Here is a 15354-nt window from a genome sequence, read left to right as displayed (position 1 = left end):
CTCTTTCCCTACACGCCGCTCTTCCGAACTCCGTCGTCCTACTTCGCCAAGTACGCCGCCCCCACCCCGCCTCCGGCCCGCCAGAGCGCCGCGGCGATCAGCCGATGTCGCGGCGGAGCGTGGTGAGACGACCGACGACGGCGAGCACCACCACGTAGGCCACGAGGACGACGGCCGCCACACCGCGCGGGAGGAGGTCGACCGAGCCGGTGGTCGACAGGAAGCTCGCTCCGATCAGGGAGTCGGCGGCGCCGCCCGGCAGGTAGGACGCCAGCCCCGCGAGCGAGTCGACCTGCGAGAGCGCGATGCGGATGATCGGCTCGACGAGCTGAGTGAAGGCGAGGATGACCACGATCGCGGCCACCTGGTTGCTCAGCACCGAGCCGACGGCCACGCCGATCATCGCCCACAGAGCGACGACGCCGATGCCGAGGCCGACCCCGACGAGCACCTGTCCCTCGCCGAGCCGCGCGCCGTCGCCCTTCCAGGCGAGCAGCGGTGCGCCGCCGATCAGCACGCCGACGGTGCCGGCCAGACCGGCGAGCACGCCGACGGGCACCACGGCGATCAGCTTGGCGAGCAGGAAGCGAGTGCGGTCGGGATCGACCAGCAGGCTCTGGGTGATGGTGCGGTGGCGGAACTCGCCGGTCATCGCGAGGCTGCCGATCACCAGCGGGAAGACGTAGCCGATGCCGTTGACCAGCGAGTAGACCGAGCGGGCGGCGTCGGTGCCGCGCGGCAGGCCGGTGGCGTCGTCGGGGGCGAAGGCGAAGGAGCCGGCGACCGCGGCCGAGACGAACGCCAGGTAGCCGGTCATCGCGATGAGGAGCACCCACCACAGCCGGGTGGTGGCGAGCTTGCGGTACTCCGCCGCCAGCGCCGCCCTCATCGTGCGCCTCCGGCCGCCGCAGCCGCCCCGTGGACGACGCCCGCCCCCGGCCCGCCTCCACCCGGCGCCCCGTCGGCGCGGGTGAGGTCGAAGAAGATGGCCTCCAGGTCGACGTCGCGCGGGCTGAGCCGGTGCAGCTCGAGGCCGGCCGCGTGGGCGCGGGCGCCCACCTCGGCGGCGGTGCGACCGCTCACCAGCAGGCCGTCGTCCAGCGGTTCGCTCGCCCAGCCCTCGGAGGCGGCCAGCGCGGCGAGGGCGTCGGGGCGGGGCGAGACCACGTGGGTGGCGGGGCGGGCCATGCCGCGCAGGTCGGCGATCGAGGAGGCGTGGCGCAGCCGCCCCTGCGCGATGATCACCACGTCGTCCACGGTGGTCTCGACCTCGCGCAGCAGGTGGCTGGAGACCAGCACCGTGCGGCCCTCGGCGGCGAAGCGTCGCAGGAGCGAGCGCATCCACACGATGCCCTCGGGGTCGAGGCCGTTGGTGGGCTCGTCGAGCACGATGACGGGCGGGTCGGCCAGGAGCGCGGTGGCGAGGCCGAGGCGCTGGCGCATGCCCAGGGAGTAGCCGCCCACGCGCTGCCGCGCGGCGCGCTCCAGCCCGACGGCCTCGAGGACCTGGCGGCACCGGGTGCGCGCGACGCCGACGAGCGGTGCGTACACCTCGAGATGGCCCAGCCCCGTGCGGCCGGGGTGGAAGCTGGAGGCCTCGAGCGCGGCACCGACCAAGCGACCGGGACGCTCGTGCTCGGCGTAGGGCCGATCGCCCACGAGCGCGCGTCCGCTGCTCGGCCGGGTGAGGCCGAGCAGCATGCGCAGCGTCGTGGTCTTGCCGGCGCCGTTGGGCCCGAGGAAACCGGTGACGACACCCGGGCGCACGGCGAAGCTGAGGTCGTCCACGGCGCGCGCGGCACCGAACTGCTTGGTCAGGGATTCGAAGACGAGCGCTGGGGAGTCCACGCCGCCACCCTGCCACCGGCGAGCGGTCACCAAACCGCCCGAATCCGCCGGCAGGTCCCGCCGGTGGCTAGAGCGACAACCGCGCGCGGACGACGTCCGCCAACCGCTGCGCGACGCCCTCGGCCTGCTCGGCGGTGCCGGCCTCCACCATCACCCGCACCAGCGGCTCGGTGCCCGAGGGGCGCAGGAGCACGCGGCCCGCCTCACCCAGCTCGGCCTCCGCCTCGGCCACGGCAGCCTGCAGCTCGGCGTCGTCGCAGCGCGAGCGGTCGACGCCGCCCACGTTGACGAGCACCTGCGGCAGCCGCTGCACGACCCCGGCCAGCTCGGCCAGCGGGGTGCCGGAGGTGGCCACCTGCTGCAGCAGGTGGAGCGCGGTGAGCAGGCCGTCGCCGGTGGTGGCGTGCTCGGCGAGGATCACGTGGCCGGACTGCTCGCCGCCCAGCGTGTAGCCGCCGGCGGCCATGCGCTCGAGCACGTAGCGATCGCCCACGGCGGCGCGCTCCACGCGGATCGCGGCGCCGCGCAGCGCGTTCACCAGGCCCTGGTTGCTCATCACGGTGGCCACGAGGGTGTCGTCGACGAGGGCGCCGCGGGCCTTCAGCGCGAGCGCCAGCACCGCCATGATCTGGTCGCCGTCGACATCGGCGCCGGTGTGGTCGATCGCCAGGCAGCGGTCGGCGTCGCCGTCGACGGCGATGCCGACGTCGGCGCCGTGCTCGAGCACGGCAGCGCGCAGCGGCTCGAGGTGGGTGGAGCCGACGCCGTCGTTGATGTTGAGCCCGTCGGGGCCGTCGCCGATGCACACGACCTCGGCGCCGGCGGCCTCGAGCACCCGCGGCCCCACGACGCTCGCGGCGCCGTGCGCGCAGTCGAGGACGACGCGCAGCCCCGCCAGCGCCCTGTCGCCGTCGAGGGTGGTCACGAGGTGGCGGGCGTAGGCGTCGAGCGCGGCCTCACCGTCGAGGTCGGTGCGCACGCGACCGACGGCGGCGCCGGTGGGGCGCTCCCAGTCGTCGTCGGCCAGCGCCGCCTCGATGCGCGCCTCGTGGGCGTCGTCCAGCTTGAGCCCGCCGCGGGCCAGGAACTTGATGCCGTTGTCGGGCATCGGGTTGTGCGAAGCGCTGATCACCGCGCCGAGGTCGGCGTCGAGGTAGGCGGTGAGGTAGGCGACCCCGGGCGTCGGGATCACGCCGAGCAGGACGACGTCCACGCCCGCCGAGGTCAGGCCGGCCACCCGGGCGGCCTCGAGGAAGTGGCCCGACACGCGGGTGTCGCGCCCCACCACGGCCAGTGGACGACGCCCGCCGGCCCCGCCGGACGCGCCGGACGCGCCGGAGGAGTGGAGGTCGTCGCGCACGACGCGCGCGGCGGCCGCGCCCAGGCGCAGCGCGAGCTCGGCGGTCAGGTCTCGGCCGGCGAGGCCGCGCACCCCGTCGGTGCCGAAGATGCGGGTCAAGGGGAACTCCTCGTCGAGGTCGTGGAGGCCTGCGACACGACGGCCGCGATGAGCGGGCCTCGCGCCGGGGCGGAAAACGCGCCGACGGGGCCACGGACCGCGGCAGCGGTGCGTGGCCCCGTCGTGCGAGCGCAGCCTGGAGCCCAGGCGTGGATCAGCGCTTGGAGTACTGCGGAGCCTTGCGGGCCTTCTTGAGACCGGCCTTCTTGCGCTCGGTGGCGCGGGCGTCACGGGTGAGCAGGCCGGCCTTCTTCAGCGTCGGGCGGTAGGCCTCGACGTCGATCTCGTTGAGCGAGCGGGCCACGCCGAGGCGCAGGGCGCCGGCCTGGCCGGTGATGCCGCCGCCGTGGATGCGGGCGATGACGTCGAAGCGACCCTCGAGGCCGAGCGCCGCGAAGGGCTCGTTGACGACCTGCTGGTGCAGCTTGTTCGGGAAGTAGTCCTCGATGGTCCGGCCGTTGATGGTGAAGACGCCGGTGCCGGGGACGATGCGGACGCGGGCCACGGCCTCCTTGCGGCGGCCGGTGGCCGCGCCGGGGGCGATGGTCGCGGGACGGGTGTCGGCGGCGACGGACGGCGAGCTCTCGCTGGTGTAGGCGAGGCCCTGCTCGTCGGTCTCGAAGGTCTCCTCGACCTCGGTGTTCTGCGTGTCAGCCACGGTAATCCTTAGTCCTGATCAGTTCTGGAGAGAGGTCACTGGGAGATCTGGGTGATCTCGTAGGGGACGGCCTGCTGGGCCTGGTGCGGGTGCGCGGGGCCGGAGTAGACCTTGAGCTTCTTGATCATCTGGCGACCGAGGCGGTTCTTGGGGAGCATGCCCCAGACGGCCTTCTCGACGGCCTTGCGGGCGTCCTTGTCGATGACCTCGCCGATCGGCGTGGCGGTCAGACCGCCCGGGAAGCCGGAGTGGCGGTAGACCATCTTCGAGGTGCGCTTGGACCCGGTGAGGGCGACCTTGTCGGCGTTGATGACGATCACGTAATCGCCGGTGTCGGCGTTCGGGGCGAAGATCGGCTTGTGCTTGCCGCGCAGCAGGTTGGCCGCCGTGACGGCGAGCCGACCGAGGACGACGTCGGTCGCGTCGATCACGAGCCACTGGCGCTCGACGTCGCCCGGCTTCGGAGCATAGGTACGCATGGGTGCGGACACTCTCTCGTTCGTTCGTGGACCCACGCGGCGGACGCCGAGCGGGCTGCACCGCTCACGGACCGGTCGGGCCGCGGGCGGAGCGGCGTCCTCTGACGAACTCAGCCCGGCCCACCCGTGCTCGTCGTCCGACGATCATCGAGGCGATCCGGGACTGCCCCGTCGGCCGAACTGAACGGCACGGCGAAGCGGCAGGGGACGCGACCGCCAAGAGTACGGCTCTCGCGCGGGGGCGGCCAAATCCCTGATCGGTGGCACGCCGACGGCGCCTCGTGCGTCCCACTGATCGCCTCTGGTCACGGTTCGGGACACCCGCTATCGCGCGTTTTCGCGCGCGCACTAGGTTGGCAGCGTGACTGAATCCCTGACCGTACGCGACAACCGCACGGGAGCGGAGTACGAGATCCCGATCGTCGACGGCACCATCAAGGCCGCCGACCTCGGGCAGATCAAGCTCAACGACGACGAGCCCGGCCTGGCGACCTACGACCCCGGGTTCGTCAACACCGCCTCGTGCCGCAGCTCCATCACGTTCATCGACGGAGAGAAGGGCATCCTCGAGTACCGGGGCTACCCCATCGAGCAGCTGGCCGAGAAGTCGAACTTCCTCGAGGTCGCCTACCTGCTCATCCACGGCGACCTGCCCACCCGCGAGCAGTACGAGCAGTGGGTGCACGAGATCACCTTCCACACGTTCGTCCACGAGAACGTGAAGAGCTTCATGCACGGGTTCCGCTACGACGCGCACCCCATGGGCATGCTCATGGCCTCGGTCGGCGCGCTGTCGACGTTCTACCCGGAGTCGAGCAAGATCAGCGACCCCGACAACCGCCACATCCAGATCGTCCGGATGATCGCGAAGATGCCGACCCTCGGCGCGTGGGCCTTCCGTCACGCCCAGGGCAAGCCGTACGTCTACCCCGACAACGACCTCTCCTACGCCGAGAACTTCCTCTCGATGCTCTTCAAGATGAGCGAGGTCACCTACCAGCCCGACCCGCGCATCGCGAAGGCGCTCGACGTGCTGTTCATCCTGCACGCCGACCACGAGCAGAACTGCTCCACCAACGCCGTGCGCTCGGTGGGCTCCTCGCAGGTCGACCCCTACTCGGCGGTCTCCGCCGGCATCGGCGCCCTCTTCGGTCCGCTGCACGGCGGCGCCAACGAGGCGGTGCTCAAGATGCTGCGCCGCATCGGCACCAAGGAGAACATCCCCGCGTTCATCGAGGGCGTGAAGAACGGCGACGAGCGCCTCATGGGCTTCGGTCACCGCGTCTACAAGAACTACGACCCGCGGGCCAAGATCATCAAGAAGGCCTGCGACGACGTCTTCGAGGTCACCGGCGTCAACCCGCTGCTCGAGGTCGCCCAGGAGCTCGAGAAGATCGCGCTCGAGGACGAGTACTTCGTCAAGCGCAAGCTCTACCCGAACGTCGACTTCTACTCGGGCCTGATCTACGAGGCGCTGCAGTTCCCGCCCGAGATGTTCACGGTGCTCTTCGCCATCGGCCGCACCCCGGGCTGGCTCGCGCAGTGGCTCGAGCTCACCCAGGACAAGGACCAGAAGATCGCCCGTCCGAAGCAGATCTACACCGGCGCGCGCACGCTCGACTTCGTGCCCGCGGAGGAGCGGTGGGCCTGAGCCCCCACGCTCTGCCGGACCACCCGGACCACGACACGACCCCGACCGCTCCTGCGGTCGGGGTCGTGTGGGATCTGGGCGACGTCCTGGTGCGGTGGTCCCCCGTGGCCGCCGTCACCGCGGGCGTCGGCGAGAGCGAGGCGCGCCGCTTCCTCGCCGAGTTCGACTTCGCATCCTGGAACCACGCCTGCGATGCGGGCACGAGTTGGGACGACGCCCTCGCCGTCCTCGAGCGCGACCATCCGCGGTGGGTGGCGCACGGCCGTGCCTACCGCGAGCACTTCGGGCTCGCCCTCACGGGCGAGGTGCCCGGCTCGGTGGACCTGCTGCGCACCCTGGACGCGGCCGGCGTGCGGCAGGTCGCGCTCACCAACTTCTCCGACGAGCTCTACCGGGCCCACATGCCCGCGCGCTTCGACTTCCTGCGCCTGTTCGCCGACGTCGTGGTCTCCGGCTCCGAGGGCCTGGCCAAACCCGATCCGGCGATCTACCGGCTCGCCGCCACCCGCATCGGCCTGCCGCTGGAACGACTCGTCTTCATCGACGACCGCCAGGTCAATGTGGACGCCGCCCGCTCGCTCGGCATGACCGGCGTGCTCTTCGTCGACGCCGAGCGCCTGGGCGCTGACCTGCGACGTGCGGGATTGCCCGTCTGAGGGCTCAGCCCTCGTGCTCCTCGGCGAACTGCTCGTGGTTGCGGATGACCTCGGCGATGATCACGCCGAGGATCTTCTCCGCGAAGTGGGGGTCGAGGCCGGAGCTGGCCGAGAGGGCGCGCAGGCGCTCGATCTGCACCGCCTCACGGGCGGGGTCGGCGGCCGGCATGCCGGCCCGCGCCTTCAGGCGCCCGACCTGCTCGGTGCACTTGAAGCGCTCGGCGAGCAGGTTGACGAGAGCGGCGTCGAGGTTGTCGATGCTCGACCGCAGGCGGTTGAGCTCGGCGCGGGCGTCGTCTGCACTCACGGGCTGCATCCTGCCCTATCGGCCCGCGCCGGGCCGGACGGCGTCCACCTCCTCGCGCGGGCGGAGCCTCGCGCGAGCGCGCGAGGATGCCGGTGCGAAAACGGGCGGTGCAACCCGATTCCCGCTCCGTAGCGTCCTCCCCCGGCCCCGCACCCGGCGGGGCCGACGACCACGGAGGAGACCCGCGGAGACCATCATGGAGAAGATCACCCCGACGCTGCTGAGCTGGGCGTCGATCCTCGAGCAGAAGACCCGCGACCAGGCGGTGACCACGGCGACCATGCCGTTCATCCACCCGCACGTCGCGCTGATGCCCGACGCCCACCTGGGGCTCGGCGCCACCGTCGGGTCGGTCATCCCGACCCTCGGCGCCATCATCCCGGCTGCGGTCGGCGTCGACATCGGCTGCGGCATGATCGCGGTGCGCACGCAGTTCACCACCGACCAGCTGCCCGCCGAGCGGCGCACCCTGCGGGAGGCCATCGAGCGCGCGGTGCCGCTCTCGGCGGGCGCCGCGAACCGCACGGTGTCGCGCGAGCACACCCGCGAGCGGCTCGAGGAGCTGACCCGCCTGGCCGAGGAGGCCGGCTTCGAGCCGGGCTCCTACGCCAAGCGGTGGGACCTCCAGCTCGGCACCCTGGGCTCGGGCAACCACTTCATCGAGGTGACGGCCGACGAGGAGCAGCGCGTCTGGCTCTTCCTGCACTCGGGGTCGCGCGGCGTGGGCAACCGGATCGCCCAGCGGCACATCCAGGTGGCCCGCACGCTGTGCGAGCGGTGGTGGATCCCGCTGCCCGATCGCGACCTGGCCTACCTGGTGGAGGGCACCGACGAGTTCTGGGCCTACATCCGCCAGATGCGGTGGGCGCAGCGCTACGCACTGCTCAACCGCGAGGAGATGATGGACCGGGTCGTTCGGCAGTTCGCCGAGTGGGTCGGGCTCGGCTCCGCCGATGAGGTGGAGCGCTGCGAGGAGATCAACTGCCACCACAACTACACCGAGCGTGAGACCCACTTCGGCCGCGAGGTGTGGCTCTCGCGCAAGGGCGCCATCAACGCCGAGGCCGGACGGCCCGGCCTGATCCCCGGCTCGATGGGCACGGCGTCCTACGTGGTGAGCGGCAAGGGCCACCCGGTCTCCCTCAACTCCGCGCCGCACGGCGCAGGGCGGGAGTACTCGCGCACGAAGGCCCGCCAGACCTTCGACCGCGAGCAGCTGCGGGCGGCGATGGTCGGTATCGAGTACCGCGACACCAACGCCTTCATCGACGAGATCCCGGCGGCCTACAAGCCGATCGACCAGGTGATGGAGGACGCGCGCGACCTCGTCGAGGTGCGGCACGTGCTGCGCCAGCTGGTCAACGTCAAGGGCGACTGAGCAGCTGCGCGTGGTTCCGGCGGCGCCGGATCCGGTGAGGACCGGGTCCGGCGCCGCCCCGCTGGGAGCGTCGGCTTCAATAGCGGGATGGATGACGATCCTGATCCTGCCGATCCCCTCCCCGCCGCGCTCGCGCAGCGGTGGCCCCTCAAGGGCGCCGACGACCTGCGCGAGGACCTCGCCGCCGCCTACGCCGACCCGGCGCGGGCCCATCACGGCACGCGGCACTTGCGCGAGGTGCTCGACCACCTCGACGAGATCGCGGCGAGCGGTGAGGGCTTCGACCCCGTCAGCGTGAGCCTGGCCGCGTGGTTCCACGACGCCGTCTACGACGGCGAGCGCGACGCCGAGGAGCGCTCGGCCACCTGGGCCGAGGAGGCCCTCGCCGGCCTCGTGGACGACGCCACCGTCGCCGAGGTCGCACGCCTGGTGCGCCTCACCGAGCACCACCGCCCCGAACCCGGCGACACTGCCGGAGCGGCTCTCTCGGACGCCGACCTGGCGATCCTGGCCGCACCCGCCGAGCGCTACGCCGCCTACGTGGAGGCCGTGCGCCGCGAGTACGCCCACCTCGACGACGCCACCTTCGCCGAGGGCCGCACGGCCGTGCTGACCAAGCTGCGCGAGGCACCCACCCTGTTCGCCACCCACTACGGTCTGGCCACCTGGGAGCGCGCGGCGCGCGCCAACGTGGACGCCGAGCTCGCCTCGCTCGCCGCCGCCACCGTCTGAGCGGCTCACCGCAGGCGGCGGCCGACCGACGCGACGAGATCGCCCACCTCCTCGATGCGCCGGCGGTGGTCGTGGGCGGCGGCGACGACGTCGTCCTTGATCTGCTCGCAGCGCTGCAGCAGGGCGATGACCCGCTCGACGTCGTCGACGATGTCGGCGACCACCTCGATGCCTCGGATCGCGAACTCGGCGGCCACCGCCGCCCAGCCGCCGGGGCCCGAGAGCCTCGCGAGCAGGCGCAGCACGAGGCGGCGCACGATGCGCACGAGCTCGACCACGAGCCGCTCGACCTCCTCGGCGACGCGGTCGCAGAAGCGCGCGAGCTCGTCGAGCCCGACGGCCAGGGGGGTGAGGGTCAGCGCGAGCCCCTCCACGGCGAGGGCGTGCTGCTCCAATCGGACGACGCACCCCGGCCCGGCCAGACCGCGCCACCGCAGCGCGACCTGCGCCCCCAGCGCCGCGAGCTGCGCGGCGTGGACGTGCAGGCCGGACTCGAGGTGGCGCGCCGCCTCCGCGTTGGCGCGCAGGGCGGCGCCGTCGCCGCTGACGGGCAGCACGACGAGCTCCTCCAGGCCCGCCTCGGGCAGCGACGGCAACCCGAGACCGAGACCGCGCAGCAGGTCGATGCCCTCGCTGACGGCCTGGCGGGCGCCGTCGTAGACCTCGCACAGGTGGGCGAAGGACGCGTCGTGCACGCGCGGCGGCTCCTGCACCGGAGCCGGCAGGTCGGCGGCGACGATCGCGGCGAGACTCATGCGGCGGCCGCCGTCACAGGGCCGAGCGCCGGCGCTGCGACGACCTCGACGCCGCCGGCGACGGCTCCCATCGACCGCTGCACGCGACCATCGGTGGCGTGCAGGTCGGCGGCGCCGGCCACGACAGCAGCCTGCACTGCGATGAGGTCGGCGCGCGCGGCGTCCTCGAGGTCGCGCAGGGCTTCTGAGAGGAGGTCGAAGGCGCCGGCGACAGGGCGCAGGAGGCACACGGGACTCGTCTGGACGCCGTCGGGCCGGCACACCCAGCGTCGCCCGTAGGAGCCGAGGGCGCCGAGGTGCTCGGTGAGGGTGTCGAGGTCGGCGACGAGGAGATCGAGGTCGGACCACGCGGCGACCTCCATCTCCTGCGACGAGACGGGCGGGCTCAGGGGCTGACCGAGGGGCTGGCTGAGGAGCTGGGGCATGGCGGGCCTTCCGGGAGAGCGGCGTCCACGGCGCCGGGGACGCCGAGGAGCGAGGGCCCGGCCCCTGCCCGCTGCGGGGCTGGGGACAAACCCGACCACAATGGAGCTGTGGACGACCCCGTGGACCCCGTCAGCGAGCCGGCGGACGAACCCGTCGACGACACCCCGATCTACGCCGCGCGGGCCCTCGTGCTGGCCGACCTGCAGGCGCGCGCGCTCGCCACGGCCGACGCGGTGACGGTGCTCGAGGAGGTCTGCTCCGAGCGCCGGTGGTGGTTGGAGCAGTGGGCCGAGGGCGCTCCGTTCGTGCCGGGCCTCATCGCGCAGGACGTGCAGGAGCACCTCGCCGACCGGTTCGGGCGCCACGATCCGCAGGGCCTGTGGCCGGTGTGCACCGCCTGCGACGCCGGTCCGGTGCACGCGCTGCACGTCGAGCCCGACCTCGGCGGCCCCGATCCGCATTGGATCTGCGAGGAGTCCGGACGGGTGATCGCCGCCCTCGGCGCGCTCGGATCCGCCTGAGCGCCACCCGACCCGCCGCGCACCGCTACGAACACCTGTTCGAACGGTGGCGTATCCTCGCGGCATGAGCGTGGACTTCCAGACCACCCTGTTCGAGGCCGACGACGTGCAGCCCGCGGCACTCGAGCGTCGCGAGCTCAGCGCCGGCGCCTGGGTGGACGTCGCCCGGGGCTGGCTGCCCCACGCCGACGACGTGCTGGCCACGCTCGTGCGCGACGTGCCGTGGCGCACGGAGCGGCGGGCGATGTACGACCGCGTGGTCGACGTGCCGCGCCTCGTCTACACCTACATGATCGGCGAGGAGCTGCCGCACCCCGCGCTCACGGAGGCTCGCGAGGCGCTGAGCGAGCACTACCGCGACGAGCTGGGCGAGCCGTTCCGCACGGCCGGCTGCTGCTTCTACCGCGACGGCCGCGACAGCGTGGCGTGGCACGGCGACACCATCGGCCGGGGCTCGACCCACGACACCATGGTGGCCATCGTCTCGGTGGGCGACCCCCGCCGCCTGCACCTGCGACCGCGCGATCCGGAGCGCCGCGAGGAGGCCTTCGCCGTCGAGATGGGCCACGGCGACCTCGTCGTCATGGGCGGTTCCTGCCAGCGCACCTGGGAGCACGCGGTGCCCAAGGTCGCGGCGGTCGGCCCTCGCATCTCCGTGCAGTTCCGCCCGCTCAACGTGTTCTGACAGGGGCCGCGCTCCCCCGACGCCTCGCGCGGCTCAGTCGGTGCCGTGCTCGGCGATGAAGGCGAGGATCCGCTCGGCGAGCTCGGGACGACACACCACGACGTCCGGGAGGTAGACGTCGGCCCGGTTGTAGCGCAGTGGCGAGCCGTCGACCCGGGAGGTGAACAGCCCCGCCGCACGGGCCACGGCCACCGGGGCGGCGGAGTCCCACTCGTACTGCCCACCGGCGTGCACGTAGGCGTCGGCGACGTCGCGCACGACCGACATCATCTTCACCCCCGCCGAGCCCATCGGCACCAGTTCGGCGTCGAGCGCGGCGGCCAGGGCCTCGACGAAGGCGGGCGGACGGCTGCGCGACACCGCGATCCGCGGGCGCGTGGACGACGACGCCGGCACCTGCGGCGCAGGGTCGGTCGAGAAGGTCTCACCGAGCGCGGGCTGCGCGACCGCGCCCGCCACGAGGTCGCCGCTCTGCCACAGGGCCACGTGCACGGCCCAGTCGTCGCGCGGGGGCTCGGAGAACTCGCGGGTGCCGTCGAGCGGGTCAACGATCCACACGCGATCGGCGCGCAGCCGCGCGTCCTTGTCGACGGCCGTCTCGAGGGCCTCCTCCGACAGCACGGCGTCGTCGGGGCGGTGCGTGGCCAGCAGTGCGGCGAGCAGTTCGTGGGCGGCGCGGTCGCCGGCGTCCTTGAGGGCCTTGCCCTCGAGCCCCTCGGCGCGGACAGCGAGCAGGCGCTCGCCGGCCGCCTCGGCCAACCAGCCGGCGAGTCGGTGGTCGTCGGCGACGACCTCGGGCGCGGGGACGGGCAGCGGCGCACTCACGCGCGTCACCCTAGCCGCCCGCCCGGGCGGCGGAGCCGGCGTCAGGAGTTGAAGCGCTGCTGGGTGCGTTCGAGGCCCACCGTGACGAGGCTCTCGACGGCGTCGGCGGCCGAGTCGACCTGGAACGGGAGTTCCTTGCGCTCGGTGCCGTTGTAGTTCGACAGCACGAAGTCGGCGACGTCCTGGCGCCCCGGCGGGCGGCCGATGCCGGCGCGCACGCGGTAGAACTCGCCGCTGCCGAAGGAGGATCGCAGCGACTTGAGGCCGTTGTGGCCGTTGTCGCCGCCACCCTTCTTGATGCGCAGGGTGCCGAAGTCGATGTCGAGCTCGTCGTGGATCGCGACGATGCGCTCGGGCGTGACCTTGTAGAAGGTGGCGAGGGCCTTGGTGGGGCCGCCGACCTCGTTCATGTAGGAGCGCGGCTTCGCGAGGACGACGCGCGGCCCGCTGCCCGGCGCTCCGAGCCGACCCTCGACGACGTCAGCGCGGCCGGTCTTGTGGGCGCGGAAACCGCTGCCGAGGCGGCGGGCCAGCTCGTCGACGACGAGGTAGCCGATGTTGTGGCGGTGGCCGGCGTAGGAGGGGCCGGGGTTGCCCAGGCCGACGACCAGCCAGACCTCGGCGGTGGTGTCGCTCATCGCCGCTTCGCTCCCCTGCTCGTCGGGTTGGTCGGTGCCGCTCGGGCCGGCGTCCGCGGCGTCATCGCCCCGGACAGCCGAACTCCCCGGCGCGGAGGTCCGCGCCGGGGAGATCAGTCGGCCCAGGTACCACCTGAGCCGGCTGAGGATCACTCGCTGTCGCCGTCCTCGGCGTTCTCGCCCTCGGCGGCGTCGTCGTCGCCCTCGGTGGCGTCCTCGGGCTCGTCGCGCTCGATGCCGGCCTCGGCCTCGGCCTCCTCCAGCTCGGCCTCGATCTCCTCCGCAGTGGGCGCGGCGGTGACGTTGACGACGAGCAGGTCGGCGTCGGAGAGCAGGGTGGCGCCGTTCGGCAGGGCGATCTGCTCGGCCAGGAACTGGGTGCCGACCTCGGCGTCGGTGACGTCGATCTCGAAGGTCTCGGGGATGTTGGTGGCCTCGGCCTCGATCTGCACGGTGGCGTTCTCGGTGACGACGAGGGTCTCGGGCTTGGCGTCGCCGACGACCACGACAGGGACGTCGACGGTGACCTTCTCGCCGCGCTTGACGGCCACGAAGTCGACGTGCTCGAGCACGCGGCGGACCGGGTCGACCTGCACCTGCTTGGTGAGGGCGAGCTGGGTGGTGCCGTCGAACTCGAGCTCGAGCAGGGCGTTCGCGCCGCCGTGCTTGAGCGCCATCATCGTGTCGTGGCCCGGGAGGGTCAGGTGGATCGGGTCGTTGCCGTGGCCGTAGACGACGGCGGGGACCTTGTGCTCGCGGCGGATGCGGCGGGCGGCGCCCTTGCCGAACTCGGTGCGGACCTCGGCGGTGATCTTCTCGGTGCTCATGGGTGCTCCTGCGGTTGTGCGGTGGATCCGGCGTGCTGCCGCGGCTCGAAAAGCAGGAACGCCGCGCTTCCCTCACCCGATGATCGGCAGGGCGCGCGGCGGCGTCGATGACGTGCCGGCCCAGTCGATCACGGAGTCACAGAAGCGGGTGCTCCCTCGCCGAGGCAACCTGGAGAGGCTACCCGCGACGACGCCGGGGGACGAAATCCGACGAGTGCGTGCCCGGGCAGTTGTGTCGATACCCCTTGATACTTTCCGCGAGTATCGGAATCGATCGCCTCGGGAGGCAGCGTGCCGTCGCTTACCAACCCCTACACCCCCGGCCAGGTGCCGCGGGTGTTCGCCGGACGCGCCGCCGAGCTGCGCCGGGTGGAGGATCTGCTCGCCCGCGTCGTGGCCTTCGGCGAGCTCGGCGGCCCGCTGCTGGTCTTCCACGCCCCCCGCGGGATCGGCAAGACCTCGCTGCTGCGCACGGCCCAGCGTCGCGCCGAGGCGCTCGGCTTCGTCGTGGCGTGGACGGCGTGCTCGCGCCAGCGGCCCGTTCTGCCCGAGATCGTCGCCAGCCTGCGCACCGCGCTGGAGCGTGCCGACGTCCTGCCCTCCGGCGGCGGATGGCGCGAGCGTCTCGACCGGGTGAGCGTGGAGGTCGGCATCCCGGGCGCGAGAGTCGGCGCCACGCTGGCCACCGGCGAGGGCGGGGCGCGCCGCCCCGATCTCGGCCAGGCACCGATCGCGGCCCTCGAGTCTCTGCTCCACGACACTGCCGCCCTGGTGCGCGAGCGCGGTGGAGCCGGCCTGCTCGTACTGCTCGACGAGCTGCACACCGCACTGCCCGACGACATGGCCACGCTGCTCAACGCGCTGCAGTACCTCGACGGTGCCCGCGAGACGAATCCGCTGGCCGTGGTCGGAGCGGGCCTGCCCGTCACCCCCGAGGCCCTCACGCGCGCGGCGACCTTCGGCGAACGCAGCACCTACGTCGCCCTCGACGTCCTCGACGACGCCGATGCCCGGGCGGTGCTCACCGCGCCCGCCGCCGACGCCGAGGTGCGCTGGTCGGACGCCGCCCTGGGCGCCGTCCTCGCCGAAGCGCACGGCCACCCCTACCTGCTGCAGCTCATGGGCAGCAGCACCTGGGACGCCGCCGATCCGCAGCCCGGTGATCTCCTCGGCGTGGCCGACGTGCGGCGCGGGGTGCCGGAGGCGCGGCGCCAGCTGCAGGCGATGCACCGCGCGCGCTGGGGATCGGCCACCCCCACCGAGCAGGCGTTCCTGCACGCGATGGCGGCCACCGGTCTCGACAACGTCACCCGCGCGGCGATCGCCGCGGGCATGGGCCGCGACTCCCGCTCCATCAGCGCACCGCGCGAGCGGCTCATCGAGAAGGGCGTGATCGAGCCGGTGGGGCACGGGCTCGTGCGCTTCACCCTGCCCGGGTTCGGCGCGTTCGTGCGGGCGCTCGACGACTGAGGAGTCCGGCCGCCGGCCGGGACCGGCCGCCGTCCACCT

At 73.0% G+C, this 15354-nt stretch carries 18 protein-coding genes; 7 read left to right on the top strand and 11 right to left on the bottom strand.

The window, feature by feature from the left end:
* Positions 1-97: 97 nt before the first annotated feature.
* From ACERUN_RS15725 to rplM, 5 genes are all read right to left on the bottom strand, one after another.
* Positions 98-889 carry an ABC transporter permease gene (locus ACERUN_RS15725; protein ID WP_370290975.1) on the bottom strand — a complete coding sequence of 264 codons (792 nt, stop codon included), beginning with the start codon at positions 887-889 and terminating at the stop codon, positions 98-100.
* The gene (locus tag ACERUN_RS15720) at positions 886-1848 is read right to left on the bottom strand and encodes an ABC transporter ATP-binding protein (RefSeq protein ID WP_370290974.1); all 963 of its coding nucleotides are present in this window, start codon (positions 1846-1848) and stop codon (positions 886-888) included. Before ACERUN_RS15720 ends, ACERUN_RS15725 begins: the two co-directional genes overlap by 4 nt.
* Before the next feature lie 67 nt (positions 1849-1915).
* Positions 1916-3307 (bottom strand): phosphoglucosamine mutase, encoded by a 1392-nt coding sequence (gene glmM / locus ACERUN_RS15715; RefSeq protein WP_370290973.1) that lies wholly within the window; start codon positions 3305-3307, stop codon positions 1916-1918.
* Between the two features lie 154 nt (positions 3308-3461).
* Positions 3462-3965, bottom strand: a complete 504-nt coding sequence (rpsI, locus tag ACERUN_RS15710) for a 30S ribosomal protein S9 (protein ID WP_370290972.1) — start codon at positions 3963-3965, stop codon at positions 3462-3464.
* Between the two features lie 35 nt (positions 3966-4000).
* A complete protein-coding gene (gene rplM / locus ACERUN_RS15705; RefSeq protein ID WP_370290971.1) occupies positions 4001-4444 on the bottom strand; it encodes a 50S ribosomal protein L13 in 444 nt (147 codons plus the stop codon).
* 361 nt (positions 4445-4805) lie between these two features.
* On the opposite strand from rplM, the gene ACERUN_RS15700 reads away from it, so the two are divergent.
* Both ACERUN_RS15700 and ACERUN_RS15695 read left to right on the top strand, forming a co-directional pair.
* A complete protein-coding gene (locus tag ACERUN_RS15700) occupies positions 4806-6095 on the top strand; it encodes a citrate synthase (protein WP_370290970.1) in 1290 nt (429 codons plus the stop codon).
* Between the two features lie 65 nt (positions 6096-6160).
* Positions 6161-6751 carry an HAD family hydrolase gene (locus tag ACERUN_RS15695; RefSeq protein ID WP_370290969.1) on the top strand — a complete coding sequence of 197 codons (591 nt, stop codon included), beginning with the start codon at positions 6161-6163 and terminating at the stop codon, positions 6749-6751.
* A gap of 4 nt (positions 6752-6755) precedes the next feature.
* On the opposite strand, the gene ACERUN_RS15690 is transcribed toward ACERUN_RS15695, so the two are convergent.
* Complete coding sequence (locus tag ACERUN_RS15690; RefSeq protein ID WP_370290968.1) at positions 6756-7067, bottom strand: chorismate mutase; 312 nt, start codon at positions 7065-7067, stop codon at positions 6756-6758.
* A 187-nt stretch (positions 7068-7254) separates the two neighbouring features.
* Here ACERUN_RS15690 and ACERUN_RS15685 point away from each other — a divergent pair, with 187 nt between their 5' ends.
* Both ACERUN_RS15685 and ACERUN_RS15680 read left to right on the top strand, forming a co-directional pair.
* A complete protein-coding gene (locus ACERUN_RS15685; RefSeq protein WP_370290967.1) occupies positions 7255-8436 on the top strand; it encodes an RtcB family protein in 1182 nt (393 codons plus the stop codon).
* Positions 8437-8523: 87 nt separating this feature from the next.
* Complete coding sequence (locus ACERUN_RS15680) at positions 8524-9168, top strand: hypothetical protein (RefSeq protein WP_370290966.1); 645 nt, start codon at positions 8524-8526, stop codon at positions 9166-9168.
* A 5-nt stretch (positions 9169-9173) separates the two neighbouring features.
* Here the strand turns inward: ACERUN_RS15680 and ACERUN_RS15675 are convergent, their stop codons facing one another.
* Both ACERUN_RS15675 and ACERUN_RS15670 read right to left on the bottom strand, forming a co-directional pair.
* The gene (locus ACERUN_RS15675; protein ID WP_370290965.1) at positions 9174-9923 is read right to left on the bottom strand and encodes a hypothetical protein; all 750 of its coding nucleotides are present in this window, start codon (positions 9921-9923) and stop codon (positions 9174-9176) included.
* Positions 9920-10348 (bottom strand): hypothetical protein, encoded by a 429-nt coding sequence (locus tag ACERUN_RS15670; RefSeq protein ID WP_370290964.1) that lies wholly within the window; start codon positions 10346-10348, stop codon positions 9920-9922. Before ACERUN_RS15670 ends, ACERUN_RS15675 begins: the two co-directional genes overlap by 4 nt.
* A 108-nt stretch (positions 10349-10456) precedes the next feature.
* Between ACERUN_RS15670 and ACERUN_RS15665 the strand changes: the two genes are divergently transcribed.
* Positions 10457-10870 (top strand): hypothetical protein, encoded by a 414-nt coding sequence (locus ACERUN_RS15665; RefSeq protein WP_370290963.1) that lies wholly within the window; start codon positions 10457-10459, stop codon positions 10868-10870.
* Positions 10871-10934: 64 nt separating this feature from the next.
* On the top strand, positions 10935-11555 hold the full coding sequence (locus ACERUN_RS15660; protein ID WP_370290962.1) for an alpha-ketoglutarate-dependent dioxygenase AlkB: 621 nt from the start codon (positions 10935-10937) through the stop codon (positions 11553-11555).
* A 33-nt stretch (positions 11556-11588) separates the two neighbouring features.
* Here the strand turns inward: ACERUN_RS15660 and ACERUN_RS15655 are convergent, their stop codons facing one another.
* The 3 genes from ACERUN_RS15655 to ACERUN_RS15645 all read right to left on the bottom strand — a co-directional run bounded on the left by ACERUN_RS15655 (position 11589) and on the right by ACERUN_RS15645 (position 13845).
* Positions 11589-12380, bottom strand: a complete 792-nt coding sequence (locus ACERUN_RS15655; protein WP_370290961.1) for a 3'(2'),5'-bisphosphate nucleotidase CysQ — start codon at positions 12378-12380, stop codon at positions 11589-11591.
* Between the two features lie 41 nt (positions 12381-12421).
* Positions 12422-13018, bottom strand: coding sequence for an aminoacyl-tRNA hydrolase (pth, locus tag ACERUN_RS15650; protein WP_370290960.1), 597 nt, complete (start codon positions 13016-13018; stop codon positions 12422-12424).
* 149 nt (positions 13019-13167) lie between these two features.
* A complete protein-coding gene (locus ACERUN_RS15645; protein ID WP_370290958.1) occupies positions 13168-13845 on the bottom strand; it encodes a 50S ribosomal protein L25/general stress protein Ctc in 678 nt (225 codons plus the stop codon).
* Positions 13846-14136: 291 nt separating this feature from the next.
* Between ACERUN_RS15645 and ACERUN_RS15640 the strand changes: the two genes are divergently transcribed.
* Positions 14137-15315, top strand: coding sequence for an ATP-binding protein (locus ACERUN_RS15640; protein WP_370290957.1), 1179 nt, complete (start codon positions 14137-14139; stop codon positions 15313-15315).
* The last annotated feature ends 39 nt before the right edge of the window (positions 15316-15354 follow it).

Origin of the sequence: Nocardioides sp., assembly GCF_964229035.1 — a bacterium.
GTDB lineage: Bacteria > Actinomycetota > Actinomycetes > Propionibacteriales > Nocardioidaceae > Nocardioides.
This window is presented reverse-complemented; position numbering and strand designations above follow the sequence as displayed.

Coding starts and splice junctions, on each gene's coding strand:
- ACERUN_RS15670 (WP_370290964.1), bottom strand. CDS start 10,348: ATGCCCCAGCTCCTCAGCCAGCCCCTCGGTCAGCCCCTGAGCCCGCCC.
- ACERUN_RS15725 (WP_370290975.1), bottom strand. CDS start 889: ATGAGGGCGGCGCTGGCGGCGGAGTACCGCAAGCTCGCCACCACCCGG.
- pth (WP_370290960.1), bottom strand. CDS start 13,018: ATGAGCGACACCACCGCCGAGGTCTGGCTGGTCGTCGGCCTGGGCAAC.
- ACERUN_RS15645 (WP_370290958.1), bottom strand. CDS start 13,845: ATGAGCACCGAGAAGATCACCGCCGAGGTCCGCACCGAGTTCGGCAAG.
- ACERUN_RS15685 (WP_370290967.1), top strand. CDS start 7,255: ATGGAGAAGATCACCCCGACGCTGCTGAGCTGGGCGTCGATCCTCGAG.
- ACERUN_RS15690 (WP_370290968.1), bottom strand. CDS start 7,067: ATGCAGCCCGTGAGTGCAGACGACGCCCGCGCCGAGCTCAACCGCCTG.
- ACERUN_RS15660 (WP_370290962.1), top strand. CDS start 10,935: ATGAGCGTGGACTTCCAGACCACCCTGTTCGAGGCCGACGACGTGCAG.
- ACERUN_RS15680 (WP_370290966.1), top strand. CDS start 8,524: ATGGATGACGATCCTGATCCTGCCGATCCCCTCCCCGCCGCGCTCGCG.
- ACERUN_RS15675 (WP_370290965.1), bottom strand. CDS start 9,923: ATGAGTCTCGCCGCGATCGTCGCCGCCGACCTGCCGGCTCCGGTGCAG.
- rplM (WP_370290971.1), bottom strand. CDS start 4,444: ATGCGTACCTATGCTCCGAAGCCGGGCGACGTCGAGCGCCAGTGGCTC.